The organism is Armatimonadota bacterium, assembly GCA_013314775.1.
Classification (GTDB): Bacteria; Armatimonadota; Zipacnadia; order Zipacnadales; family JABUFB01; genus JABUFB01.
Map to the genome: position 1 here is coordinate 88,351 of JABUFB010000011.1, position 25,688 is coordinate 114,038.

The following is a 25,688-nucleotide window of genomic DNA, read 5'->3' on the forward strand; positions in this document are numbered from 1 at the left end:
CATTCGCGTCTCTGAGCCCCGGAATGGGGGCGGCACAACACTGGATCGCCCGACGCATCAGTGGCGCCCCTCTCAGGGGCTCTCGCGCCACACACGGGTTGGCCAGCGGTTGCTTCCCGCTTCGCGGGCTATGAGGCTAAGGCACCGGCCCATCCCTGCAGCACATAGCCAACGAGAGCGATCGGGCCCCGACGCGGAAAACGCGACGACCCCTGGGAGGCAATTGCCGTCGGGACCCGGCTCGCGGTGCGGCCCCCCCCCACCGACCAGACTCGCCGGACGCCTTCAGTGCTTTCCCATCACTTCCAGCCGCACCGACCGGCAGACAGCGCCCAGGATCGGGTCGGCGTCGTCAGTTGCCGCAAGCTGGTCGAAATCGGCGAGCTGCTCAGTGAGAAGCCTGCGCCCGCAGTGCCCGTGGATGCAAGCAGCCAGGTCCATCAGGCCAGGTCCGTGACCGTTTGCTTTGGCGTGCGAGGCATCCAGCAAGGCATCCGCGAACACCTGCATACGCGCCGCCCGCTGCCGCGCAATCTCACGGCCTGCACGGGTATGCGGCCCAGGGCTCACAAGAAGCTGCTCCTTGCGCGGCAGCCATCCCCTCATCTCTTCGAGGGTCGCCGCAAGCGGATGCCCATGTCCGGACCGGATGGTCAGAAAGCGCCAGACCGCGACGATTCCGAAGTTCCCATCTATGAAGTCCGCATCGCCGAGGCACAGGCTCTCAACGGGGCTATCCGGGGTGTTGGAGCCGGAGTGAAGAGATATCGCCTCGCAGACCCGGGCGATGATCCCATCCGGCACACCAAGTTCCCTGAGAATTCGCCCGGCCTCCTGCGCCCCAATCTCAGCATGATCTCTGCCGGCGTCCTTTCGGATATCATGCAGGAGGGATGCCAGCAGCACCACGTCGGGGTCTGCCCGCTCGCGTTCCGCCAGTGTCAGGGCGAGGTCACGCACGCGAAGAGTGTGTTCGTAGGTGTATCCGGGCCAGTGGTACCCTTCCCAGTCGGGGGGCCAACCGATAAGCCGGTCGCGGATGATCCGCTCCAGCTCGGGGACGATATTACGCATGAGGGCGGTCCAGTCTCGCAATGCTGAATGATGTGTAGGAATTCTGCAAAACAGCGCCAGATGTGTCAAGCTTCCGGCACAATGGGTCGGCTTACTTCGGGCCTGCCCCTTGCGCCTCAACCTCCGGGCCGACTACTTTCTCGAACTGCTGCCGGTACAGTTTCGCGTACAGGCCTTTGGCGGCCAGAAGTTCGCTGTGGCGGCCGGATTCCACCACGCGCCCCCGATCCAGAACGATAATGCGGTCCGCGGTGAGGATCGTGGACAGCCGGTGCGCGATGATCACCGCGGTCCGGCCCTTCAGCAGCACTTCCAGCGCCTGCTGGATCAGGTACTCAGACGTTGCGTCGAGGTTACTGGTGGCCTCATCCAGGATCAGGATCCTCGGGTCTTTGAGCAGTGCCCGGGCGATGGCAAGCCGCTGCTTCTCTCCACCGGACAGCCGGAACCCGCGCTCCCCCACGATCGTGTCGTAACCGTCGGACAGCTCTGTGATGAAATCGTGGATGTTCGCGGCCTTCGTGGCCGCCACAATCTCATCGTCTGTGGCCCCCGGACGGGCATAGAGAAGGTTGTCGCGTACGGTGGCATGGAACAAGAACGTGTCCTGGGTCACAGTAGCAATGTGGGAGCGCAGGGTGTCCTGAGTGATGTCCCTCAGGTCTTTCCCGTCGAGTGTGACTTTGCCCTCCGTCGGATCGTAGAATCGCGGGATGAGGTAAGTAACCGTGGTCTTGCCTGCGCCGCTTGGCCCCACAAGGGCTACGCGCTGCCCCGGTTCAATGTCGAAGGACACGTCCTTGAGCGCCCGGCGATCCACCTCCGGGGCCTCACTCTCCAGCGGCTCACCGGTCACGGGCTGCGTGTCCCCCGTCTGTGCCTCCGCACCCGGTGGAATGGGCGGTTTCGGGTACTCGAAGCTCACTTCGTGGAAGCTGATTGCGCCCTTCGTCTCCCGCATCTGAACGGCGTTTGGCGAGTCATCGACCTCGGGTCTCCTGTCCAGATACTCATAGATGCGCTCGAAAACGGCCAGGGCGCCCTGGAGATTGACATACACGTTCGCGAGTTGCCCCACCGGCCGATACAGGTTGGACAGATACGCCACGAAGGCGATGATCGTACCGACGGAAAGTTCGCCTCGTATTGCCTGGTGCCCGCCGTACCAGTAAATGGCTGCAGGACCCAGCACGCTGAACACTGCAAGGCACATGAACAGCCAGCGTCCCGCCATGGCCTGCTTTACGTTGAGTTCCATGACCTGCCGGTTGCGTTCGGTGAACAAGTCGGCGTCGGCGCGGGTTTGGCCGAAGAGCTTGGTGAGCAGGATGCCTCCGATGTTCAGCCGCTCCTCCATGAATGCCACGAGTTCGGCTTGCTGCTCCTGAGTGAGCCGCGAGAGCCGGTGCCTCACTCGCCCTACGTACCTCGTTGGCAGGTAGAAGGTGGGCACCACGACGATGGCAAGCAGCGCCAGCAGCGGGTCCATGGAGATAATCACGATGAGGGTGGCAATGAGGGTGAAGATGTTACCGACGATAGAGACAATGGAGTCGGTCACCACGCCCTGCACCGCAGAAACGTCATTGTTCACCCGCGAGACGATTTCGCCCGCGCGGGTGACCGTGTAGAAGCCCAGCGACTGCCTCTGCAGGTGGCGGTACAGGTGATTGCGCAGGTCGCACATGATGCCCTGACCCACGCGCATGTTCAGGTAATTCTGCAGCACGCTAATGAGGCTGGAGACCACCGTAAGAGCGACGATTGCTCCCACCAGGAGTGATAGCAGCCGTGAGTCCTTGTCGGGGATCGCGTTGTCCAGGATACCCCGCACGCACAGGGGTGGAAGTACGCCGAGACCGGACGTGGCCGCGATGCACAGGATGATGGCGATCCACTGTAGCCAATAGGGCTTGAAGTGCTGGGCAACCCGGCTCAGGCGGGCACGGGTGATCGGCAGGGGCGCCGTCACCTCGCCCACCCCCGTGTGCCGCTGGAGGCCAAAGGTCCTGTGCATTCCCCCCAGCGTTCGCTCTGATCCCATACCGCGCAGCATGTGGTGTTCCGGAACTGTCGTGATTTACGGTTCGTAGACCGGGATGGTCTGCCGTCGACCGGTGCGGATTGCTTCCGCGGCCATAATGGTGGCCGCCGCGCTATTGGCGCCGCTGAAGGCATCGACGAGGGTCGGCGTGTCCTCCTGGATCGCAGCCAGGAAATGCTCGATCTGGGGGTCGTACGGGTGGCCATGCACCGCCAGGTGGGTCAAGTCCGTCTCCTCGGCGTCATGCCCCTCGCCCACGTAGAGCTTGCCGCCGCGCACGGTGCCCTTTGTCCCGTAGACGGCGAGGTTATACAACGGGGCCATAGGCCCCACCGGACCGTACAGAGCCGCCACCTTGGCAACCGCCCCACTCTCGAACCGGAAGACCGCGCACATGCAGTCATTGTGCTTCATAGCCGGGAAGGCGATGGAATTGCCGAAACCGTCCACTTCCACCGCCTCGCTGTCGGCATACCAACGCAGCAGGTCGAAGGGATGTACGCCCCCGCCGACAATGGGCTTCTCGTGCTCCAGGTACCAGTTGATGTTACCGATATTGGGGTCGATTCGCGCCGGATCTGCCTGGCAGAGCAGCCCGTGAATATAGTCGCCCTCGAGATAGAAGATTTCCCCCAGCGTGCCGTTCGCGCAGAGTTCCTTGACCTTAGCAAAGAAGGGGTTGAATCGCAGGATCTGCCCCACGTGGGTCTTGCGGTCACTCTGACGGGCTGCCTGGGTCATGCGGTCAAGGTCTTCCAGGGTATTGCCGATGGGCTTTTCCACGAGCACGTGGCAACCCGCTTCGAGGGCCTCAATGAACGGCTCGGCATGCAGGTGGTCGGGGGTGTGCACCGACACTGCATCCAGATTCTCCTGCTCCAGCATGTCCGCGAGACGGTTGTATCCCTTCGCCTGCGGCGCGCGCTCGCGGGCCTGTGCGACTTTTTCGGGCGAGAAATCACACACTGCGACAAGTTGGGCCCGCGCATTGCTCTGGTAGCCCGACACCCACGCCTGTCCGTTGTGCCCCAAACCAACAACGCCGACGCGCACCGGCTTCATCGCAGTCCTCCTGCAGTTGGTGTTCTGGTTCCATTCCCCATGTCCGGCCCAATTCCTTCATGGTTCAAGGGTTGCTTGCCCCGTGCCTGGACACCGACCTGCGTCTCGTGACCCCTGGAGACACGCCGGTGGCCATCAAAGGGCGTGAAAGCCCGGACGGTGAGCATCTGCATCGCCCGGGCCACGATCGGCCGCGGCAACGCCACGGTCCTGCGAGTGCCTTTTCGCAGTTGACCCCACTGTTCATCCCCGGTTACACTCCACCGCTGTGCCGCATGCCGGGGCGATCTGGAACATTCCCACAGAAACTCGCCGAATGCGGGGAACCCGGCTGCGCATGGTGGGCGTTACACCTATCGACTACTCGTCCGCCATTCGTCGCGGCGGCCAAGGCGCGTCCGTCCATTGTGTGAAACGGACGCGTTCATGGGAGGTGCCCTGAGATAGCACTCGCCATTGAGACCCGGGATCTTACCAAGACCTACGGGGTCGACTCGGACGGGAATCCCGTAGGCCTTCTCGGTCTAACCCTGCAAGTGGAAGAGGGCCAGATTTTTGGCCTCGTCGGCCCGAACGGGTCGGGGAAGACCACCACGCTCAAGCTCCTGCTGGGGCTGATCAGCCCGACATCGGGTGATGCCCGGGTGCTCGGATACCCGATCGGCTCGCCGGATTACAAGGAGCGAGTGGGGTTCGTCCCCGAGGGCCCGTACTTTTACGACCACCTGAACGCCGTCGAGCTGCTGGCCTTCTATGGCGGGCTGTTTGGGCTGGGTGGCCGCGAGCTTGAGATGCGCACCCAGGAACTGCTGGAACTGGTAGGCATGTGGACCCGGCGCCACATCCGCGTGCGTAACTACTCCCGCGGCATGCTGCAGCGTGTCGGCGTCGCCCAGGCGCTGCTCAATGATCCCGACCTGGTTTTCATGGACGAACCCACCGCGGGCCTCGACCCGTCGGCCCAAATGCAGATCCGGGATATCATTGTGCAGATCCGCGAGCGGGGGAAGACCGTATTCCTCTGCTCCCACCTGCTCAAGGAGATGGAGCCCATCTGCGACAACATCGTCATCCTCAACCGCGGCAGACTCGTTGTGACCGGTTCCATGGATGAGGTCCTCGCAGGCACTCAGGGCTTCTACCGGTTGACTGCCGAGAAGGTCAGCCCCGAGGCGGAGGCAGAGATCGCGCGTATCGCCAAGAGCTTCACCCACCATGGCGCGATGCTGGAAGCCCAGTTCGAGACCCAGACCGCGGCGACCGAAGCGGCGGTCATGCTCGACAGGCACGGAGCTGTAGTCACGGGCATGCACCCCGACCGGCGCTCCCTCGAAGAAGTCTTCATCGACGCGGTCAAAGGAGTGGGCTCTACAGATGACTAGCCGCAACATCCTCGCGGATGTCTACTGGTTCATCATCCTGATCATCCTGGCCGGGCTGATCTGGTTCGCGTTCAGCAGCGACCGTATGCAGGCGGTGTATATCGCCTGGGGCGTCATCGGCCTGACGCTGCTGGTCACGGTTGCCCGCAACTTCCCGACTTACCTCTTCGGGCGGCTCATGCCCCCGGTGTGGCGTGTTGCCCGGGCCACTTTCCATGAGGCCTGGCGGCGCCGATTCCTCAATGGCATTCTGGTGTTCGCGCTGCTGATCATCCTCTCGTCGTGGGTCCTGGCGTACCTGCAGCCGGGGGCTGAGCTCAAGATGCTCATCGATATCGGCCTGGGCGCCACCCGGTTCTTCGGGCTGCTCATCGCCATCTTCCTGGGCACCCGCCTGATCGCTGACGAGATCGAGCGTCGCACAATCCACACCCTGCTCGCAAAGCCTGTGACCCGCGCCCAGTTCCTGTTCGGCAAGTTCCTCGGCGGCTACGCCACGGTTTTCGCCAACATGCTGGTCATGGCGATCACCTTCTACATCGTGTTCGCGATCAAGGCCCCGCAGTTCAAGAACATCGACCCGGAGTCCGGCGCGACCGCCTACCACATGGACTTCATGTACGCCAATATCGCTAAGGCGCTGGGGCTGGCCTTCTGTGAGACTGCCGTGTTGGTCGCCCTTGCGGTCACCGCATCCACCGTTTTCTCGTGGATCTTTGCGGCGATCTTCTCCTTCTTCATCTACTTCGTCGGGCAGATGAGCGACTTCTTCCGCCAATTGTCCGACCCCGATCGCGGCGCCAGTGCCGTTGCCCAGGTGCTTCTGGGCACTATCTACCGCGTCCTGCCACATTTTGAGATCTTCGACATCCGCGAGGCCATCCTTCGCGACCAGATTGTGCCCTGGGAAGTGCTCACCAAGCACGGCCTGCAGGGACTCATGTACGTAGTCGTCATCATGCTCATCGGGTACCTGTGTTTCAATGAACGCGAGGTATAGAGGCGCGAAACGCTGCGCCTCATTTGCTTGCCGCGGCCAATTACGCCGGAGTGCGATGCCATGAGACTCAAACAAATGAAGGGTTATCAGGTTGCCGGCTGGGTGCTGGTACTGGCCCTGATGGTCCTACTGCAGCCGATAAGCGACTCGGTCAACCTGGATCGCTTGATGCTGGGTCTGCGCAGCCCTACCCCGGTAACCAAGATTATCGAGTTCGACCCCACCGCGATCACCGGGGTCATCGCGGGGGCGATCCTGGGAGGCTTCCGCGACATCGCCGCCTCGATGCTCTGGTTCAAGACCCAGGAATACTGGGACTCCGGACAAGGCGCGAGCCTGAAGTCCCTCAACCTGATGCGCACCGTGACCCTGCTCGACCCCCACTGGTTGGAGCCCTGGCGCATCACGGGATGGCACCTGTGTTACAACCTGTACGTGGAAACTGAGGATGCCGAGCAACGCGCCGAGTTCCTGCGGCTGGGGATCAACGCCCTCAAGGAGGGCATCTCCTGGAATCCCGACCGCTACGATCTGTACATGGAGCTTGGCTGGACTTTCTTCGACAAGGTCAAGGATTTCCCGGAAGCCGCCAAATGGTTAGGCGCTGCGATCCAGTTTGAGCACCCTGAGTACATTGAGCGCCTCATTGCTCACGGTTGGGAACGCCTGCCTGACATGCCCAAAGCCCTCGACTGGTACGACTTCTGCATCAAGCGCGACCCATCTGACGGCACCGCGCATGGTGCGACACTCACCATTCGCGAGCGTTACATGTGGGCATGGCGGTTCATGGAGGAGAAGAAGTTCGACGCCGCAATTGAGGAAATCAACGAAGCCCTCGCGGTGGCGCCCAACAGCTCCCTGGCGCTGCACATGAAAGGCCACATCTACGAGGCAGCCGGAGAGTATGAGAAGGCGCTGGATGTCTGGGATCTTGCTGCGAAGAACGCTGCCCTGGACTTCCACGCGCGCACCAAGGTCGCTCAGATCAGCCGTATCCTCGGTCGCGAAGTGCCCGAGTATGCCAGCGACATCTACATCGAGCGCGAGAAAGCCAAGGAGCGCCGAGCCACCGGGGCCACCGGACCGGCCGTTCCGAGCAAGCAGGACTTTTAGGCCTGACCGAAGGTGACGTAACACAGGCCGTCGAACAGTCAATCCAAGGGGCGCTGCGAATGCGGCGCCCTTTGCTGTGACCGTTTACCCCCAACTCTCGCCGACCGGTGAACAGTCATGCGCCTGCGCAATGTCACCCTGGAAATGAGTCTCAAACCCTTCAAGGACACCAGCGAAGCCACAGCCCGCATGGTCTGTCGCGACCTGTTCCGGCAATGGTGGCCACTTATCAAGCACGCCGATCAAGTCTCCGTTTTGCTATGGTGCGCGGACGGTTCCGAGATCCTGGAGTACAAGGGCGACCTGACAGAGCCCTTCGAGTGGGCACGGTACATCGGCGGCGCTAATCCCAGGGCTCACGTCCCGAATGACCCCGAGGGCATTGCGCTTCACAGCCGCCCTTACCTGTACATGGACAACCCGCCGGAGTTCACCTACGGCTGGCTCAAGCGTCTGCTGGCCATCATCAAGGAGGAGGGACGCATGGTCACCGGGCGTCCGGTGCGAGTGGGCGAGACCTTTGATCCGGGCCCGGAATTCGCGAAGTCAGCCTTCAAGTACGAGAGGCACCCTGAGATCTGCCTGGGCGAGACCATGGGTGCAAAGAGCTTCGTCTGCTCGTACGCCACCCTCCATGCCGATGCACAGAGTTACGCTGGGTTCCCCGAAGGCATCCCGGAAGGCACGCCCTTTGGAGTATTCCTGGGGCGCCAGGCAAAGCAATTCTGCGACGACCTCGGCTTCGACTACCTGTGGCTCTCCAATGGTTTCGGCTTTGGTCTGGAGCCCTGGGCGTTGCGTGGCGCGGTGTTCGACGGACAATCCTTCAACAGCGCCCGGGTCGATGAGGTGAAGCGGCTCAGTCTGGATTTCTGGAACCTGTTTCGGCGGGAGTGCCCGGACCTTCCCCTGGAGACCCGCGGCACCAATCTCTCCACCGGCATGGACCTGGCCTCCGACGCCGTTCCCCTGCGCGACATCTACGAAGGGGGGTATGGGATGGAGCCGCCGCCGAACTCGCCCTGGGCCGCACTCAACCACGATTTCGGGCTGGAACTGGTGGGATGGATGTCGCATATTGCCGAGATACCCGGCGAGACTTTCCCATTCCGCTTTTACACCCACGATCCGTGGTGGCTCAACAGCCCGTGGCTCGACCGCTATGGCCGCGAGCCACAGGACATCTACATGCCCCTGTCCGTGGCGCGCATTGACGCGTACGGCAACATCTGCAACCCCTCGTCGGTGTTGTTGCTCACAGCCGATGACTCCTATGGCAACCTGCCCGACCAGGTGCCCAATGAGGTTATCCCCCACATTCTCTCAGGGCTGCGCGAAGCCCCTGATGCCGCCGGTCCGCTGGTCTGGGTCTACCCTTTCGATGAGTACCACGACCGCACATTCAGCCGCGACCCGCGGATAGATGAGGTCTTTTTCGGCGACTGGTTTATGCGCGGAGCGGTCAATAGCGGCCTGCCCCTGAACACGGTGATTAGCACCCGCGCCCTGCCCGGCGTGATAGAGAGCAGCCCCGAGCTGCTGGGCGAGAGTATCCTGGTCAGCCCGGTGCCCGACGCCCACAGCGCGTGGGAGGACGCACTTTTCACTCACCTCGGCAACGGCGGCCGTGCGCTCTTGTATGGCCCGGCGACATATGCAAGCAACAACCTGCTTGACCTGCTTGGCATTGACCTCGCCGAACCGCTCAGTGGCGAGTTCGAACTGAACGAGACGCTGAGCGCCGATCTGCTGGTGGACGACTACCCGAAGCGTCTCACCCATCCCGGACTTCTCTCTGCGGGCGGAATCCGCGAAACCCCGCGCAAGGGCTCTGGCGGGCACCACGTGCTCCTGCGACAGGACAATGAAACGCGCGTGGCTGTCGCGCAGCCCCTCGGCCCGGGGGGCACAGGGCAACTGGTCTGGTTGCGTGGAACGGTCTCCTGTGATCCGGCGAAAATGCGAGGCCATCTCCTGGTGCCATTCGACCCATCTGAGCATTTCCCCGCGGAGGCTCTGGCTCGGTTCGCCCTGCGCTTCCTGGGCTATGACCTCATCCAGGATAAGCGCTCGCCGCGGCAGGCCTCGCCGATGCTCACCATCGCCAGACACGCCAATGCGTTCTTCCTATCGGGGTACTGTCCGGACAGCACAGTCCGGCAGATCTTCCGGTTTCCAGCCGGCGCGCCCCTCCTCCTGGGAATGCAGACCTGGCTTGAGGACGGACGCTCCACGTATACCCTGCCGCCAAGCTGGCGTCGCGAATGCCGGGTGTTCGTGGAGCAACAGGCCGGCCTGGTCTCCTGCCGCGAGGAGCATTCGGGCGCCATCGGCATCAAGCGCCGCATGCGACTGTCAGGCCTGGAGAGCGCTACCGTCCGTTTTCTCCCGGAGCCCGGTACCGAGGCGAAGGTCACCTTCCTGCGGGACCCGCAGCACCCGTACGTTCTCGGCGACTACATTGAGCCCGAACTGGTGCATGACTGGCGCGGGCGCTTTCTCGAAGTGCCCAATATCACGGGCGAACTGCTCATCTCCTGGTAGCGGAGGCCGACGAAATGCTGATCCAGCGCCGCAAGCCCCTGACCGCCCGAGTGGGTCTCGTTGCTGTCGGGCATCATGTGTACTGGGACCAGTTTGAGGGGCTTCTCGACGAGTTGATGGGCAAGGTCGCGGTCCTCAGGGGCAAGCTGGAAGCGAACGCCGTGGATGTGTTCGAATTTGGCATGCTGGACAATGCCGAGACCGCGTACGCCGCATTGCCGAAGATCAAGGCAGCCGACCTCGATGTGCTCTTTGTGGACATGGTCACCTATGCCACATCCAGCACTTTCGGCGTGCTCGCGCGCGACCTGGACATGCCGATTGTCCTCGTGGCCCTGCAGCCCCTGGCGGCCATGGACTACGCTCGCGCCAGCACCTATATGCAGCTATGCAACGATGATTTCTGCTCCGTGCCCGAGTTCACCGGCGTCGCAATCCGCATGGGCAAGCCCACGCCGCCCGTAATCCTGGGGATGCTCGAGGGCGACCCGGAAGCCGACGCCGAACTCGCCCGGTGGTGCTCCATTGCCCATGTCCTCCACGATCTGCGCCGCGCGCGCATCGGTCACATGGGGCACGTGCTCGAAGCCATGCTGGACATGCACACCGACCCGACGGCTGTCACCGCGGCTTTCGGTTGCCATGTGGTCCAGTGCGAGCCCGATGAGATCCTGCGCCAGTACAGGACTGCCGACCCGGCAGCAATTGCCGAAAAGGCCGACCTGATCCGGAGATTCTTCGACGCACCCGATCCGGTCTCCGATCCCCTCACCTCGCGCCTGAAGGAGGAGGACCTTCTGATGGCGGCGCGGGTTGCGGTAGCATTGGACCAGTTCGTCGCAGACCGAAACCTGGACGGTCTTGCATACTACTACGAGGCCGACCCGCATTCTGAAATGCGCCACGTCATGTCCAATCTGATCGTGGGCAACTCCCTCCTGTGCGCCGCTGGGTTCCCTATGTGTGGCGAGTTCGACATCAAGACCTGCATCGCCATGCTCATTATGGACCGGCTGAATATCGGCGGGAGTTTCGCCGAGTTCCATCCCATCGATTTCGGGCGGGACACAGTTCTTGTGGGGCACGACGGACCTCACCATATCAATATCGCAGACGGCAAGCCGGTGCTGCGCAGTCTTGAGAAGTACCACGGCAAGCCCGGTTCCGGCGCCGGTGTGGAGTTCCAGATCCGCCGCGGACCCATCACCATGCTGAGCATAGGCGTCAAGGCCGATGGCGCCTTCAAGTTCGTGATCGCCGAAGGCGAATCGGTGGATGGGCCGATTCCGCCCACTGGTAACACCAATACCCACGGCCGTTTCGCGCCCGATGTGCGCACCTTCCTGAAGCGGTGGGTGGCCGAGGGCCCGACCCATCACTTTGCGCTGGGTGTCGGGCACCACGCGGAAAGCATTGTCAGAATCGCGGAGGCGCTGGGCATCGAATACGCAGTGGTCACGCCGTAGCCGTTGAGTGCAGGCAGGCTGCGCGGATCGCTGCCGAGAAACGGGCAAGCGACCGGCCCAGCCAGCCCGGAGGTTCCTTCCATGCGCTTCTTGTTCATGCAGATTGCCGCCTTGCTCGCCTGCGCGGTCGCCCTCGCCGCACCCGCGCCCGAGGTCACCTTTTTCCACCTGTCCGATATCCACTATCCCCACGAACGCGGGCAGAGCCAGGACACTATCAATGCTCTGCCGTGTGGCGAACCCATTGTGCTTGCCCCATACGGGGTGACCGTGCCCCCGGCCAGCTTCGCCATCGCCACCGGGGACCTGAACGAGTTCGGCGGCGGGGACGGTGGCTGGGAGGGCTACCTCAACCTGTGGCGCGACATCCCGCTCCCCGTCTACCACCAGTCAGGCAACCACGACGGAACCTGGGACTGCGCGCGGCCGCGGATCCGGCGCATGCATGGCGGAGTGTACTACGCCTTCGAGGCCGGCGGAGTGAAGCTGATCGGCTTCGACACCGCCACTCCCCAGGACCCGCGGCCATCCATTGGCACCGAGGGTATCCTGTGGCTGGCCCAGGAGCTCAGACAGACCCCGCCCGATCAGCCCATTCTCTTTTTCTGCCACCACCCGCTGGACGGGCGGGAATTCGCCGGCTCGTATGACCGAGCGCGCCTGCTGGAACTGCTCCAGACCCGAAATGTGCTGGCGATCCTCGTGGGCCACGGGCACGGAGTGCGCGCCTGGAAAGTGGCGGGGATGGACATGGTCATGGGCGGCAGCACCTATGGCAAGACCCGGGGCTTCGGCATCGTGTCCGTCTCCAACGGGATGCTCCGGATCTGCCACCAGTACGTGGGCGATGACAAGTCCATGGTCCCGCTCCTGGAGAAGCCTGTCGCACAGACAGCGCCCTTCATTCCCATTGCGGATGTGAACCCGCCGGACGCCAGCATCTTCGCGCCGCACGAGCCCCTGGCCTGGTGGGTGCGGACCGAGCCCGCCGATGCCGCCACCAGCGCGGTCTTCGACATTGACGGCGGCCCGGAATCTCCCATGCGATTTGAGGCCGGACGCTGGATTGCCGAGGTCTTGCGCGAGAATCTTGAGCCCGGCGCGCATGTGATCCGGTTCGAGTTCAGCGGCCCCGGGATGAGCACCACCACGCGCACCCAGTGCTTCTGGATCGACGGCGGTGGGTACCACATCGCCTGGAAGAGTACGCTGTCGGGTTCCTGCCAAAGCACGCCAACGATACATCGCGGTGCAGTCTACGTTGGCTGTAATGACGGGACGGTGTACGCGCTGGATGGCGAGACCGGGGACATCCGCTGGCGCTTCATTACCGGCGGCGAAGTGCGCTCTCAGCCCATGGTGACTTCGGACGGCGATGCGGTCGTCTTCGGCTCCGCGGATGGCCATGTCTACTGCGTGGGTACGGATGGAACCCTGCGCTGGAAACGGGACATCGGCGGTGCGGTCTACGCCACGGTGCTGCTAGTGGGTGATCTGGCGGTCACGGGCTGCAATTCGGGGGATATCGTAGCACTCAACCAGACAACGGGCGCGGTGGCCTGGACCAGCACTGCGCCGGAGTACGCTCTGGAATCCGGGCTCTGTGTCGGGGATGGCCGGGTGTTCGCGGGTGCGTGGGACCGGTTCATCTACGGCCTGGATCTGGGGGATGGGTCGATGAAGTGGCGCACCCCCAGCCACGGCGCCGCCAAGCCGTCCGGAGCGGCGCGTTATTACAGCCCCGCCGATTGCGCCCCGGCGTTTGCGGCCGGCAAGGTCTTCGCCGCGGATCGCGCCTACACGTTGACCGTTCTCGACGCCGCCACGGGCGAGGAAATCGCGTCTCAGGACAAGGTGGGCGCTGTCTCGACGACCCCGGATGGGAGCGCGGTCTACCTGCGCCGCAGTGATGGGAAAGTGGTCCGTCTGAACGCGGATGGAACTGAAGTCTGGACCGCAGAGGCTCCCACGGGTTACGCGCCCTCCCCCGTTGCGCCCTGCGGCAACCAGGTGCTGGTGGCTTCCACGCTCGGCACCCTGACCAGCCTTGATGCAGTCAGCGGTTCTGTCCTGCGCCAGTACAAGGCATTCGCGGATACCTTCGTCTTCGCTTCGCCGGCCTGCGACGGCGCCAGGACGTACGTGGTGGACATGACCGGCACGCTCCTGGCGCTGGACCCACGATGACCCGCGCGTCAGCGAGCTTCCTGCTCCTCTGCGCACCCACACTGGAACAGTTCGCACGCGCTGCGGTCCTCACTGGCCGCCACGCGTTCGCCGGTCTGGTGCGGTTGGACCAGCGTTTCGTAGACGAACGCGCCGATCAGCCCTCCAACCAGCGGGGCGACGATGTAGACCCACCACTCACACCCCCTGGGGCCCGGGATCGCGATGGTTCCCCAGCCGGCGAAATATGACACGATGCGCGGGCCGAGATCCCGCATCGGATTCAGCCCCGCCTGTGTCAGTGGTGCGACAATGCTGATAATGCAGGCGACAACGAACCCGATCAGGAACGGGTGCAGATTGGCCTCGATCGGGGCCAGCTTGTTGCACTTGTCCGTCAGCGCCATGATGAAGAAGAGCAACAACGCGGTGCCGACCATCTCCCCGGTGAAAGCGCCCGCGAGGCTGACCTGCGCCATGGCCTCCCCGTCCGTGCCGTAGACCGCCGGATTCGGGAAGTACTCGCCAAACCACATCGCGGAAAGCTGGCTCCCATCCCTCCCGCGCACAATCCCCTTGTCCTGCTCAAAACGCGCGCAAGTTGGCCCGAACATCCCGAGCAGTAGCAGCGACGCCAGGATACCTCCGGCCATCTGCGCACTAACGTATGGCAGCACCTTCCTGCCGGGGAACTCATGTCCCCGAAAGATCGCCATCGCCACGGTGACCGCCGGATTCAGGTGCGCGCCACTTACCGCGCCCACCGCGTAGGTGGACAGGCCGATGGCGAAGCCCCAGACCGTTGCCACTTGCCACAGGCCTTGATGCGCACCCGTCAGGACAGCAACCGCCACCGCCCCCGTGCCGAAGAAGACCAACAGGAACGACCCTGCAAGCTCGCCCAGCATCTCCCCGCGCAGCGATGGGCGTCTCACTCGCGCCCACTCCCCAACAGGGCCTCAGCCACCCTCACGATTTCCTCCGCGGCGGCGATCACCGCGGGGTGATCCAGGGGGGCATGGTCCCCGGGGAGCGACGCTACATCGAACCCCGCCGCTTCCAGAACCTCATCTACCCGCACAGTGGCGTGGACGCTTCCGCCTTTCTCTCGGACCAGGTAGTTCGCGCAACCTTTGTCGCATGACTCCACCGCGATGACGTAGTCAATCATCAGGAAGACCACATCCTCGTGGACGTTGGCATAGAGCGCGGGAGCACACCCGAGATGCGCGCGTTCCGGCCCCAGGCGCTGGTGCGCAAGGTAGCTAGCCTGCCGGCCGATGGTCGTCAGGTTCGTTTCCAGGCCCAGGCAGGGCTGGATGCAGACTGAATTGGGCATGATGTGCCTCCACCGGGACTGAGCGCTGTTCAACTGACGCGCCGTTCTGTTCCTGCAAGAGCCTGTCAACCGTCTCCAGGATGGCGTCCGCGACCGCGCGCACCGCCGCCAGTCCCCTTTCGCCCAGCTCCTCCCGCTTCTCGCCCAGGAGAGAGATTCTGTGCCGCGTCAGGATGCGCCCGGCGTAGATGGTCTCGGCCACCTCGAGCTGTTTGCCTTCAGCCAGTTTCGTGGCGCAGCGCGGGCCACAGCCGTCAATCACCACCAGGGGGTGGCTGCCGGCTGCTTCCAGCACCTCAGGCACGTCGCCTGTGAGGGGCCCGCTGCCGATCAGGATAACGCTCTCCGGCCTCTCGTCTCTGACCGTGTACACTGCGCGGCGAATCACCGTGGATACTGTCTGGCCGATGCCGCAACATCCGAGAATGGCGACCCTGGGGTGCTGATCCGGCATGGTCTCCTCCTGGTGTGCGATGGCTATCTACTCGTAAGCGCCTGCTATCGCGACGGTTCATCTTGTCATGAGCGCACGCCCAGGTCTCCGATCAGGGCAGGTTCTTCCACAGGTCGTGCGGCGCGATGGTCTGCTCGTACTTCAACCACTTGGCGTGGCCGTCAAAGAAGAGCAGGTTGCTACCGCCCTGGTGACGGTCCTGAACGGGCCAGACCGGAGGGAAGGTGTGCGTGTGGTAGGCAGGGCACACCCGACACGTTGCCTTCTCGGACTCACCCAACATGATGAGCTGGGATGGCCGATGTATGCTGCTGAGGGCGTATACGCCGCCGAAAGGCAGACCCGTATAGTTGGGGTCCGCTGGGTTCAGGGTGAAGCCGTCGCAAAGATAGCCGTAACTGCCCACGAAACTGTGGCCCCCCACCGCGCCGCGATGCGACGGGCAGACAAACACTTGGTTGTTCTTCACGTACGGCGCGATCGTCTCGAACCAGTAGTGGTAGACAGTGCCGGAGGGGTCCGTGAAGTCACGGAAACAGTGTGGAAGCACCATCTCATCGTAGTCTTGCGAGTACATGATGCTCGCCGTGCCAAGCTGCTTCAGGTTATTGAGACAGGCCGTTGAGCGCGCTTTCTCCCGGGCCTGACCAAAGACGGGGAACAGCATGGCTGCGAGAACCGCGATGATCGCGATGACAACAAGCAGCTCGATGAGCGTGAACCCTGATCTCGACATTTCTGTCACCCCGTCAGATCTGTGGTGCTCAAGTCTGTTTTCTTAGCCATGTTTCATGGCAATTATTCTTGCCATAATGAGGCAAACAAAATAACGATCGGTATCAGGTCTGATCAAAATACCTGGCAACGGCCTGCTCTAAGCGCTCCTCGGAGATGCCCTTGCCGGAGCTCACGATCTCGTCACCCACTAGCACGGCGGGCGGCATGAGTGCTCCGAACCGGGCGACCTCGGGAGAGTCAATGGGGTACTTCTGGACGCAGACTTGGCCGGGGTACCGCAATGCGACCTTTCGGGCAATGCGTTCGGCGCTGATGCACCGCGAGCAGGGCATCACTGCCCCGAGTTCCTGCACCCCGTAGATCAGCCGGATCTCCAGGCAAGGCTCTTCGCCACGCGAGGCGTGTGCACCGCCCTCGCCGGTTTCTCCGGTCTCAGGGGCCTTTGTCGGCTGTCTGGCCTCACAGGCCACCCGCGGTATATTCAGGTGTGGGGCGCATGAGAGGGCGACTTCAGGTGGGCAGTGGCGGATCTGCCAGCAGGGAATCAGGTCAAGAAGCCGGCGGATCGCCGTGACCGTCAAACCCTCGTCGTGGATCATGTCACGGATGCAACGAAGCCAATGGAGGTCCTGCTCGGAGTACAGGCGCTGGCGGTTGCCGCCCACCCGTGCCGGCTCGATGATGCCGGCCTCCTCATAGCCCCGGATTGTCCTGGGGCTGAGGCCCACAAGCTGCGCGGCCACATTGAGCGGATACATCGGCCGGCCTTCAGGCATCTTGGCTGCCATTATCCCTGGTAATAATTTTCAACATGATGAGTGAAAGCATAGAGCTGCGCTCTGCTGCTGTCAATGGACAGGCTGTGACGGAACTAGGAAAAGACGGGGAAGTCTCTGCGAGGCTTCTCGCCGTCTTCCGAGAGATACTTCCACCCGTCGAAGAAGGCCTCCTGTCCCCCATTCCCCGGTCCGACGAGTCCGATCTGCCCCGTGCCCACAACTGCCTGCCGCGCGCCGTCACGCTTCGGGTCTGCGTATTGCACGAACCACGCTTCGAGGCTTGCACGCAACTCGGCCAGCACCGCTGCACAGCTATCGTCGTGCAGGAGATTGGTCCGCTCATCCGGGTCCTCGGCCAGGTGATAGAGTTCGTGGGGCCCATACGGATACCGGTGGATATACTTCCACTCACGCGTCCGCACCATCCTCGCCGGCCCATACTCGTCGTAAACCACCACTCGCTCATCACCCTCGAAGCACTCACCACGCAGCAGCGGCGCGAAACTTCTGCCCGGCAGCGCGGCAGCGTCAGGGTTCTCCAGGCCGACGTACTCCAGCAGCGTAGGCATGAAATCGTAGTGGCTCAGAAGGTGGTCACACACTATGCCCTGCGGAACGCGGCCAGGATGACTGATGAGCGCAGGCACCTTCACGGAAGTGTCGAACAGGTTCAGGGGCATGGAGGCGTTGCCCTTGCCGTACAGGCCGTGATGCCCCATGTTCATCCCATTGTCGCTGGTAAAGAAGATCAGGGTTTTCTCGCGCAGCCCCTCGCGTTCCAGCCAGTCCAACACGCGCCCCACGTTCAGGTCCATCGCAGTGACCGCTGCAAAATACCCGCTCAACACAGACCGCCGGCTGTGTTCATCCCAGCCCCCCGGGGCGGAGTTGATCTGCCACGGGTGCATCGGTTCGAAGGGAATTGAGTCGAAGGCGCAGTTGGCATGGTACTCGTCGTAAATGTCGTGCGGGTGCTCATCGCGCCCCCAGGGGCTGTGGGGCGCAGTAAAATGGAGACTCAGGTAGAAGGGAGCTTCCTGTCCTCGCTGGGCGTCAAGAAAGCCCAAGGCGGTGTCGGTGATGGCGTCGCTGATGTACCGGGGCTCTTCGTAGACTTCCCCATCGTGGATCATCGGCGCGTTGTAGTACGAACTGCCGCCGCGGGCGTGAACTTCCCAGAAACTGAAGCCCTTCTGCGGGTGGTGGGAATCGCCCACGTGCCACTTGCCGCTGATCCCGCAGGTGTACCCAGCCTGCGCCAGGAAGTCGGTGTATGCCGGCTGTCCTGCAAGGTATTCGATCAATGCCCCTTCGCGCTCCGGCTCCGTGGTAGAGTTCCCGGCACGTATCCAATCATGGACCCCGTGTTGTGAAGGGATGCGTCCGGTGAGAAGCGACGCCCGTGCAGGAGAGCAGACCGGAGACACGCAGAAGAAGTTGCTGAACCGCACACCCGTGGCAGCGATCCGGTCCAGGTTGGGCGTTCGAATCTCAGGGTTTCCGGCGCAGCCCATGGCCCACGCGCCTTGATCATCGGTGAGAATCACGATCACGTTCGGCCGGTTCGAGTCGGAACTGGGCATTGCGTCCTCCATCGTCACCCACAGATTGCCGCCTACACACCGCGCGCACCGCGAATATCTTGGGCCGCGGGCGGATGAGTTATGTAGAGTCAGTAATCGGCGTCCTCATCCTCCGGAGCGGCCACCGGCTCTCCATCGTCCACGTACTCGTCGGTCTGGCCGATCGGCAGGATCACCGGGAGCACCATGGGCCGCCGGCCGGTCAGGGCGTTGATACGACGCCCCACCACCGAGCGCAGGCGGTCATACAGCTCTTCCGGGTCTACTTTCCCCTGCTCCGCCATCTCCTCATACGCCAAAAGCACCACGTCTTTGAGTTCGTTGATGATCTCATCGGCTTCATTCATGTAGACGAAGCCTCGCGAGTAGATCTCGGGCCCGCCCAGCAGTTCGCCGGTTTCCGCGTCCAGGGCGACAACCGGCAGCACAATGCCGCTTTCAGCCAGTGCCTGGCGGTCTGCGATCACCACGTCGCCCACGTCACCGACGCCGAGACCGTCCACGTTCACCGAGCCCGCGGGAACATTCCGCCACCGCACTGCTTTGCCCCGGCGGAACTCGTAGGAGTTGCCGGCGTCCATCAGCAGCACGTTCTCCTCCGGCACCCCCATCTCAACCGCCAGCCGTTTGCCGAGCACCAGATGCCTATAGTTTCCGTGGATCGGGATGACATATCGGGGCCGGGTGAGGCTCAGCATGAGCTTGATCTCCTCGCGGCCCCCGTGGCCGGATACGTGGACGCCCTGGTCGGGACCGTAGATGACCTGCGCCCCAGCGCGGAAGAGATTGTCAACGTTGCGCAGGATCATGTCCTCATTGCCCGGGATCATGCTGGCCGACAGGATCACGGTGTCCCCCTCGCCGATCTTCACCCACTTGTGGTCGCCGGAAGCCATCCGCGTGAGCGCGCTGAAGGGCTCCCCCTGGCTGCCTGTGGCGAGAATTGTGACCTCCCTGGGCAGCATCTCCGCGGCGATGTCGATGGGGATTTCCGAACCCGGCGGGATGTCCAGCAGACCGAGCGCACGCGCGGTCTCAATGTTGCGCGCCATGCTGCGCCCGGAAACTGCCACGCGTCTCCCGCACGCCGCGGACTGCTGGAAGACCTGCTCGATTCGCGCGATATGTGAAGCAAAACTGGTGACGATGACCCGGCCCTCGGCCTCGGAAAACAGCCGCGCGAAAGTCTGAGCGACCTCGCTCTCGGACCCGGCGAACCCGGGTTTCTCCACGTTGGTGCAATCCACGAGCAGCGCCAGCGGATCCTGCTGACCGAAAGACGCGAGGGTGTGAAAATCAGGTCCCAGACCGCCCACCGGGGTCTGGTCGAACTTGAAGTCTCCCGTGTGCACCACGAGTCCCTGGTCGGTATGGATCCCCAATCCGCAGCCATCGCGCACCGAGTGGTTCACACGCACCACGTCGATCTCGAAGCTGCCGATCTGAACCCGCTCCCCGTCCTGCATAGGGATGAGCTCTGTGCCGTCCTGGGGGCTGAACTCCGAGAGCCGGTTGCCCAGAAGTCCGAGGGTGAGCGGTGTTCCCCAGACCAGGGCCGGCATCTGCTCCAGCAAGAAAGGCAGGCCGCCCGTGTGGTCCTCGTGCCCGTGGGTGAGGATTACGCCTGCGACGCGCTCGGCGTTCTCGAGCACGTAGGTCATGTCGGGGATAATCAGGTCGATACCCGGTGTGTCATCGCCGGGGAACATGAGGCCGCAGTCGACGATAAGAATCTCGTCTCGCTGCTCGAACAGCGTCATGTTCTTGCCCATGCGGCCGATGCCGCCGAGAGAGATAATGCGCAAGGGAGACTGGCTGTTGTTGGATGCCATTGCAGGCTTGCCTCGGTTGGCGCGTCTGCGCCGGAGTGTGTATTTGTGGCACTTCCATTGAGGGAGACCGGGCGTGCGACTGCCCCACGACGCGGGTTCCTACTTCGCGGCCTGCTCCAGAATGCCCCGGAGCCGGCGCATGTCTTCGAGGAGCGTGGGGCGTAGTGACGGCTGGTGGAGCGCGGCGGCTGGATGGTAGAGCGGAACGAACAGCATTCCGGTGATCTCTCGGGGCTTGCCGTGTTCCCGCCGGATGGAAGCGTGCGGGTCAATGAGCGCGTGCATGGCAGACCGCCCCAGGGTACACACCACGCGCGGGTTGATCACCGCGATCTGCCCCACGAGCCAGTCACTGCAGGCCTCAACCTCCTCCGGCCGAGGGTCGCGGTTCCCCGGAGGTCGGCACTTTACAATATTCGTGATGAACACGTCCTGACGGTCGATGCCGGCTTCAGACAGGAGCTCATTGAGGAACTGCCCCGCAGCCCCCACAAAGGGCCTTCCCTGGATGTCCTCCTGTTCACCGGGGCCTTCGCCGACGAAAACAACCCGCGCTTCTTCGGGCCCTTCACCGGGGACCGCGTTCCTGCGTCTCCGACAGAGGGCGCAACGGGTGCAGACGCGGATTTCCTCGGCAAGCTCCGTCAGCACACGACGTCTCCCCCGACCCAATGGGTGCGAGGGATCCCGTCGAGCAAGATGCGCCCTCGCACCATCGTCACTGGCCGCGAGCTAGACGAGCCCGAGGTCCTCGCAGGCCTTCCGCAACACCGCAGTGTCTTTCTCGCTCGCCGGCACCACCGGCAGCCGCACGCCGCCGGTATCGAACCCGCAGATCTCCAATCCGCGCTTGACACACGCCGGGTTACCGGATGCCTGGAAACATGCGTCGCATATGTCCAGCAGCTTGTGGTGCAGCATCCAGGCCTTCTGTGTGTCCTTGGCGTGAAAGGCGGCGATCATCTCGGCTACATCGGGGCCGGCGAGGTGCGAGATGACGCTGATCACGCCGTGGCAGCCAACTGCAAGCATGGGAAGGGTGAACTCGTCAGACCCGGAGTAGACGCGGAAACCTTCGGGCATCCCCTGGCAGATACGGCTGATCTGCACGAGGTCACCGGAGGCTTCCTTCACCGCTACCACATTCGGCAGGTCATGGGCCAGACGCAGGACGGTAGAGGCTTCGATGTTCTTCCCCGTGCGCCCGGGCACATTGTACAACACCACGGGCAGGTCTGTGGCTTCAGCACAGGCCTTGAAATGTTGGTACATCCCTTCCTGCGAAGGCTTATTGTAATAGGGGCCGACCAGCATTACGCCGTCGAGAACTCCGAGTTCGGTGGCCTCGCGGGTGAGTGCGACGGAAGAAGCGGTGTCATTGCCGCCGGTGCCGCCAACGACGGTTGCCCGGTTGCCGACAGCCTCGCGGACGACCTTGAACAGATCCAGCTTCTCCTGTTTGGAGAGCGTAGGGGACTCACCGGTGGTCCCGGCGACGACAAGGCCGTCCGAGCGCTCGTTCACGAGCTTCAGAGCGAGTTCGGCGGTGCGGTCGTAGTCGACACTCAGGTCATCCGCCTTGAACGGAGTGACCATCGCGGTGAGGAGGTACCCGAGATCAGTCATCTACAGTGCTCCCTGGTCAGGTTTTCGGAATCAACGGTGGGAATGGACTTCGCCGTCCATTCCCACCAGACCTTCCGGGCTGCTACCCGGTTTATCGCTTCTTGTCGCGGAAGTACGCCTTTCCGCGCCCGGCCTCGAAATCGCTCATCTCATCGTCGACACCGGCCTTCTCGGTCGTGGAAGCCCCTGAAGCAGCTGGTCCCGACGGAGTCCCTCCTGCGGAGCGCGGGCCACGATCCCTGCCACCACTGCCTCCGCGGCTGGGGCCACGATCTCTTCCGCCGCCCGATCGCGGGCCACGATCCCTGCTCCCGCCGCCGCTGCTGCCCTGTCCAGGTTCACGCGGCAGGAGCTCCTTTCGGCTCAGGCGGATCTTGCCCTCATCGTCGATCTCGATGACCTTGACCGTCATCTCGTCGCCGACTTTGCAGATGTCCTCGGTCCGGTCCACGTGCTCCCACGCGAGGTGGGAGATGTGTACGAGGCCGTCGCGTCCGGGGATAATCTCAACGAACGCCCCGAATGGGGTAATGCTGGAAACCCTTCCGGTGAAGACTTCGCCAACTTCAACGTCGCGGGTCATGTCCGAGATGCGCTTACGCGCGGCCTCGGTCTTCTCCTTGTCCTCGCCGCAGATGAGAACCGTACCGTCGTCCTCCACATCGATCTCCACTTCGTACTCCGCCTGAATCTCACGGATCATGCGGCCGCCGGGACCGATCAGCAGACCGATACGCTCCACTGGAATGGTGATGGAGATCATGCGCGGCGCGTATGCGGACAGTTCCTCGCGCGGATACGGGAGAGTCAGCGCCATGGTGTCGAGGATCTTCAGCCGCGCTTCGCGTGCCATATCCAGCGCCTGGAAGCAGACCTCGAGGGGCAGGTAGGGCAGCTTGGTGTCAACCTGGATCGCGTTGACGCCGTTACGAGTGCCGGCCACCTTGAAGTCCATGTGGCCGAGGAAGTCCTCGATCGCCTGCATGTCCACGAACACCCGGTAGTTCTCGGGGTCGCGCAGGACCAGCCCGATAGCGATGCCGGCAACGGGCGCCTTGATCGGCACACCGGCATCCATGAGCGAAAGGGTGCTGGCGCAGGCGCTGGCCATGGAGGTTGATGCGTCGCCGCCGAAGACCTCGGAGACGCAACGGACGGTGTACGGGAACTCGTCCTCGGGCGGCAAGACCGCTTCAATGGCTTTGCCCGCAAGCGCACCATGACCAACCTCGCGCCGCCCGGGCGCGCGCAGCCCGCGGACCTCGCCCACCGAAAACGGGGGGAAATTGTAGTGATGCGAAAAGCGAGTGTACTCCTCTTCGCCTTCGAGTGTTCGGATCATCCGCTGGTCGCGACGCGCGCCCAGAGTGGTGAGCGTCAGAACCTGAGTATCGCCGCGCTCGAACAGGCCGGACCCGTGGGTGCGAGCGGTCAGGCCCACGTCGCATGTCAGCTCGCGAATTTCATCGAACGCCCGGCCGTCTGCGCGACGCCCTTCGTCGATGACGATCTGCTGCAGACGATCCTTCTGAATCTTCTCGATCACATAGTCGATGTCGGCAGTCTTGCCCTTCAGCTCGTCGGCGATGCTTTCCAGGATTTCCTTGCGGATCGCCTTAGCCACGGCATTACGCTCAGCCTTGTCGTTGATCTCCACCGTGGCGCGGATGCGGTCCTCGAAGCCGTTCTTGATAAACTCGCAGACGGCGGCGTCCGGCTCCCACATCGGGAAGTCGGCCTTGGGCGCCCCGGCGATCTCGCGGAACTGTTCGATCAGATCAAGAACGGGTTGGGCTGCGTCGAAAGCCATCAGCAGGGCTTCTCGGATGGTGCTCTCCGGCACCTCCACGCCCTCCATCTCCAGCTCGACCACGCCGTCCCGGGTGATGGCTGCAAGCAAATCAAACTCGCCCGCGCCTCTGATCTCATGGGCCGGGTTGACCACCAGTTCGCCATCTACTCGACCGATGTTCACGCCGGCGAAGGGGCCATTGAACGGGATGCGGGAGATGTGCAGGGCCGCGGCCGCGCCGATCATGGAGACTACGCTGACCGAACCTTCGGGGGCCACGGACAGCGGGTTCACGATCACCTGCACGTCATTGCGCAGGCCCTCGGGTAGTAGAGGGCGAATCGGGCGGTCCACGGAGCGGCCGATGATGACGGCCTCGTCCGAGGGCTTGCCCTCGCGCTTGAAGAACCCGCCGGGAATGCGGCCGACGGAATACATCTTCTCTTCGAAGTCGACCCTCAACGGCAGGAATGGGAGATCAGTGGGTTCGTCGGTGACACACACGGTGACGAGAATCTGCGTTTCGCCATAGGACGCCAGAACAGCAGCGTCTGCCTGCTTCGCAAGCCTGCCCGTCTCGAGAGTGAGCGTGCGGCCTGCGAACTCGGTACTGACTCTGTGTACCATTTACTCTTGTCCTCCTGGGACATGCCGGGGACCAGCGAGACCTGCGAGGAAGCAGGGAAAACAGGGGGTGGTGGCCTGCGTTCTCCGGACACCTGTCCGGGTTCCACGGTCTGCGCCCTTGTCACTGTCAGGCGCGGATACATCTACGCCCCATGGGAGTGCAGCGTTTCACGCGCTCCCGGGGCTGTTCCAGCCCCTGCTTTCCCTGATTCCCCGTCGGCTACCCCGTCGCCACGGCTTCGATTTCGGGCCGAAAGGCCCGTTGTTACGCGCTTCGTCAAAGACCGGGCCGCGCAGTTGTCGCCGCGCGGCCCGGAAAACGCCTTACCTGCGGATACCGAGGTCAGCGATGAGGCTGCGGTACCTGTCGATGTTCTTGTTCTGCAGGTAGTTCAGCAATCGGCGGCGCTGCCCCACGAGCTTCAGCAGCCCGCGCCTGGAATGGTGGTCCTTCTTGTGGGTCCTGAGATGGTCGGTGAGATACTGGATGCGTCCGGTGAGGAGCGCGATCTGCACTTCGGGCGAACCGGTGTCACTCTCGTGCTGCTTGTACTTCTCGATGATGGCCTTCTTGTCGTCTGTTGTCAGCGCCACGTCAACGTCTCCTGAATCCCTGTTACGTGGGCGTTCGCGGTCCAAACACACCCACGCCGGCGCAACCTTATCAAGTCTGCCCTTGACCGCGCTCTCCGCCGGAAACAGCGAGACAGCCCAGTCAGGGGACCTGCGCCGGTAGCCAGATGATACCACACCTACGACCGGGTGTAAAGGACACGAGGTCGGTTCAACGGTCTACGCCGGTGCCGCCCGCCCCAGTGGAGCGCGGACCCGTGTCTGGGCGGGCATTGGATTTTGCACTCGCCGTCGCCCCCGGTAGGACAGGCAATCCTGCCTGTTCGCCGTTGCCGTTGCCATCCGATGCCCGAAGAGCGAGGGATCGGATCGGTAACGGCAGGTTTTTCGATGTCAATCGGCTGCCCCCCAGTAGCCCCGTGCGTTGCCGTGAACCGGGTACAAACACCTCAGAGCGCCCCGGTCACGAAGCGCCATTCAGTCTGCCGGTT

At 63.2% G+C, this 25,688-nt stretch carries 20 protein-coding genes; 6 read left to right on the top strand and 14 right to left on the bottom strand.

Features of this window, described 5'->3' with window-relative positions; genetic code table 11:
• Positions 1 to 285: 285 nt before the first annotated feature.
• From HPY44_14890 to HPY44_14900, 3 genes are all read right to left on the bottom strand, one after another.
• Positions 286 to 1,074 (bottom strand): HD domain-containing protein, encoded by a 789-nt coding sequence (locus HPY44_14890; protein NSW57299.1) that lies wholly within the window; start codon positions 1,072 to 1,074, stop codon positions 286 to 288.
• 91 nt (positions 1,075 to 1,165) lie between these two features.
• Positions 1,166 to 3,046 (bottom strand): ABC transporter ATP-binding protein, encoded by a 1,881-nt coding sequence (locus HPY44_14895; protein NSW57300.1) that lies wholly within the window; start codon positions 3,044 to 3,046, stop codon positions 1,166 to 1,168.
• A 108-nt stretch (positions 3,047 to 3,154) separates the two neighbouring features.
• On the bottom strand, positions 3,155 to 4,180 hold the full coding sequence (locus tag HPY44_14900) for a Gfo/Idh/MocA family oxidoreductase (GenBank protein ID NSW57301.1): 1,026 nt from the start codon (positions 4,178 to 4,180) through the stop codon (positions 3,155 to 3,157).
• A gap of 536 nt (positions 4,181 to 4,716) precedes the next feature.
• Here HPY44_14900 and HPY44_14905 point away from each other — a divergent pair.
• From HPY44_14905 to HPY44_14930, 6 genes are all read left to right on the top strand, one after another.
• The gene (locus HPY44_14905; protein ID NSW57302.1) at positions 4,717 to 5,562 is read left to right on the top strand and encodes an ABC transporter ATP-binding protein; all 846 of its coding nucleotides are present in this window, start codon (positions 4,717 to 4,719) and stop codon (positions 5,560 to 5,562) included.
• Positions 5,555 to 6,562, top strand: coding sequence for an ABC transporter permease subunit (locus tag HPY44_14910; protein ID NSW57303.1), 1,008 nt, complete (start codon positions 5,555 to 5,557; stop codon positions 6,560 to 6,562). Before HPY44_14905 ends, HPY44_14910 begins: the two co-directional genes overlap by 8 nt.
• A 60-nt stretch (positions 6,563 to 6,622) precedes the next feature.
• Positions 6,623 to 7,678: a tetratricopeptide repeat protein gene (locus HPY44_14915; GenBank protein NSW57304.1), complete on the top strand. Its 1,056-nt coding sequence runs from the start codon at positions 6,623 to 6,625 to the stop codon at positions 7,676 to 7,678.
• Positions 7,679 to 7,795: 117 nt separating this feature from the next.
• A complete protein-coding gene (locus tag HPY44_14920) occupies positions 7,796 to 10,222 on the top strand; it encodes a hypothetical protein (protein ID NSW57305.1) in 2,427 nt (808 codons plus the stop codon).
• A 14-nt stretch (positions 10,223 to 10,236) separates the two neighbouring features.
• Complete coding sequence (locus HPY44_14925) at positions 10,237 to 11,688, top strand: L-fucose/L-arabinose isomerase family protein (protein NSW57306.1); 1,452 nt, start codon at positions 10,237 to 10,239, stop codon at positions 11,686 to 11,688.
• Positions 11,689 to 11,769: 81 nt separating this feature from the next.
• Positions 11,770 to 13,875 (top strand): PQQ-binding-like beta-propeller repeat protein, encoded by a 2,106-nt coding sequence (locus HPY44_14930; GenBank protein NSW57307.1) that lies wholly within the window; start codon positions 11,770 to 11,772, stop codon positions 13,873 to 13,875.
• 8 nt (positions 13,876 to 13,883) lie between these two features.
• Here the strand turns inward: HPY44_14930 and HPY44_14935 are convergent, their stop codons facing one another.
• The 11 genes from HPY44_14935 to rpsO form a co-directional block, all read right to left on the bottom strand.
• A complete protein-coding gene (locus tag HPY44_14935) occupies positions 13,884 to 14,789 on the bottom strand; it encodes an aquaporin (protein ID NSW57308.1) in 906 nt (301 codons plus the stop codon).
• Entirely contained in the window at positions 14,786 to 15,193 is a 408-nt protein-coding gene (locus tag HPY44_14940; protein ID NSW57309.1) for a hypothetical protein, read from the bottom strand. Before HPY44_14940 ends, HPY44_14935 begins: the two co-directional genes overlap by 4 nt.
• A complete protein-coding gene (locus HPY44_14945) occupies positions 15,120 to 15,647 on the bottom strand; it encodes a hypothetical protein (protein ID NSW57310.1) in 528 nt (175 codons plus the stop codon). The genes HPY44_14940 and HPY44_14945 overlap by 74 nt, the downstream gene beginning before the upstream one ends.
• Positions 15,648 to 15,738: 91 nt before the next feature.
• Positions 15,739 to 16,383, bottom strand: a complete 645-nt coding sequence (locus HPY44_14950; GenBank protein NSW57311.1) for a DUF1559 domain-containing protein — start codon at positions 16,381 to 16,383, stop codon at positions 15,739 to 15,741.
• A gap of 103 nt (positions 16,384 to 16,486) precedes the next feature.
• Positions 16,487 to 17,143, bottom strand: a complete 657-nt coding sequence (locus tag HPY44_14955; protein NSW57312.1) for a MerR family transcriptional regulator — start codon at positions 17,141 to 17,143, stop codon at positions 16,487 to 16,489.
• Positions 17,144 to 17,256: 113 nt separating this feature from the next.
• Positions 17,257 to 18,747, bottom strand: coding sequence for a sulfatase-like hydrolase/transferase (locus tag HPY44_14960; GenBank protein NSW57313.1), 1,491 nt, complete (start codon positions 18,745 to 18,747; stop codon positions 17,257 to 17,259).
• 89 nt (positions 18,748 to 18,836) lie between these two features.
• Positions 18,837 to 20,579, bottom strand: coding sequence for a ribonuclease J (locus HPY44_14965; GenBank protein NSW57314.1), 1,743 nt, complete (start codon positions 20,577 to 20,579; stop codon positions 18,837 to 18,839).
• A 99-nt stretch (positions 20,580 to 20,678) separates the two neighbouring features.
• Entirely contained in the window at positions 20,679 to 21,230 is a 552-nt protein-coding gene (locus HPY44_14970) for a uracil-DNA glycosylase (GenBank protein ID NSW57315.1), read from the bottom strand.
• Positions 21,231 to 21,311: 81 nt separating this feature from the next.
• The gene (gene dapA, locus HPY44_14975; protein ID NSW57316.1) at positions 21,312 to 22,205 is read right to left on the bottom strand and encodes a 4-hydroxy-tetrahydrodipicolinate synthase; all 894 of its coding nucleotides are present in this window, start codon (positions 22,203 to 22,205) and stop codon (positions 21,312 to 21,314) included.
• A 91-nt stretch (positions 22,206 to 22,296) separates the two neighbouring features.
• Complete coding sequence (gene pnp / locus HPY44_14980; protein ID NSW57317.1) at positions 22,297 to 24,624, bottom strand: polyribonucleotide nucleotidyltransferase; 2,328 nt, start codon at positions 24,622 to 24,624, stop codon at positions 22,297 to 22,299.
• Positions 24,625 to 24,948: 324 nt separating this feature from the next.
• Positions 24,949 to 25,218, bottom strand: coding sequence for a 30S ribosomal protein S15 (rpsO, locus tag HPY44_14985; GenBank protein NSW57318.1), 270 nt, complete (start codon positions 25,216 to 25,218; stop codon positions 24,949 to 24,951).
• Between the last annotated feature and the right edge of the window lie 470 nt (positions 25,219 to 25,688).

Coding starts and splice junctions, on each gene's coding strand:
- dapA (NSW57316.1), bottom strand. CDS start 22,205: ATGACTGATCTCGGGTACCTCCTCACCGCGATGGTCACTCCGTTCAAG.
- HPY44_14925 (NSW57306.1), top strand. CDS start 10,237: ATGCTGATCCAGCGCCGCAAGCCCCTGACCGCCCGAGTGGGTCTCGTT.
- HPY44_14960 (NSW57313.1), bottom strand. CDS start 18,747: ATGCCCAGTTCCGACTCGAACCGGCCGAACGTGATCGTGATTCTCACC.
- HPY44_14890 (NSW57299.1), bottom strand. CDS start 1,074: ATGCGTAATATCGTCCCCGAGCTGGAGCGGATCATCCGCGACCGGCTT.
- HPY44_14920 (NSW57305.1), top strand. CDS start 7,796: ATGCGCCTGCGCAATGTCACCCTGGAAATGAGTCTCAAACCCTTCAAG.
- HPY44_14910 (NSW57303.1), top strand. CDS start 5,555: ATGACTAGCCGCAACATCCTCGCGGATGTCTACTGGTTCATCATCCTG.
- HPY44_14950 (NSW57311.1), bottom strand. CDS start 16,383: ATGTCGAGATCAGGGTTCACGCTCATCGAGCTGCTTGTTGTCATCGCG.
- HPY44_14945 (NSW57310.1), bottom strand. CDS start 15,647: ATGCCGGATCAGCACCCCAGGGTCGCCATTCTCGGATGTTGCGGCATC.
- pnp (NSW57317.1), bottom strand. CDS start 24,624: ATGGTACACAGAGTCAGTACCGAGTTCGCAGGCCGCACGCTCACTCTC.
- HPY44_14915 (NSW57304.1), top strand. CDS start 6,623: ATGAGACTCAAACAAATGAAGGGTTATCAGGTTGCCGGCTGGGTGCTG.
- HPY44_14940 (NSW57309.1), bottom strand. CDS start 15,193: ATGCCCAATTCAGTCTGCATCCAGCCCTGCCTGGGCCTGGAAACGAAC.
- HPY44_14930 (NSW57307.1), top strand. CDS start 11,770: ATGCGCTTCTTGTTCATGCAGATTGCCGCCTTGCTCGCCTGCGCGGTC.
- HPY44_14955 (NSW57312.1), bottom strand. CDS start 17,143: ATGTATCCGCTCAATGTGGCCGCGCAGCTTGTGGGCCTCAGCCCCAGG.
- HPY44_14900 (NSW57301.1), bottom strand. CDS start 4,180: ATGAAGCCGGTGCGCGTCGGCGTTGTTGGTTTGGGGCACAACGGACAG.
- HPY44_14965 (NSW57314.1), bottom strand. CDS start 20,579: ATGGCATCCAACAACAGCCAGTCTCCCTTGCGCATTATCTCTCTCGGC.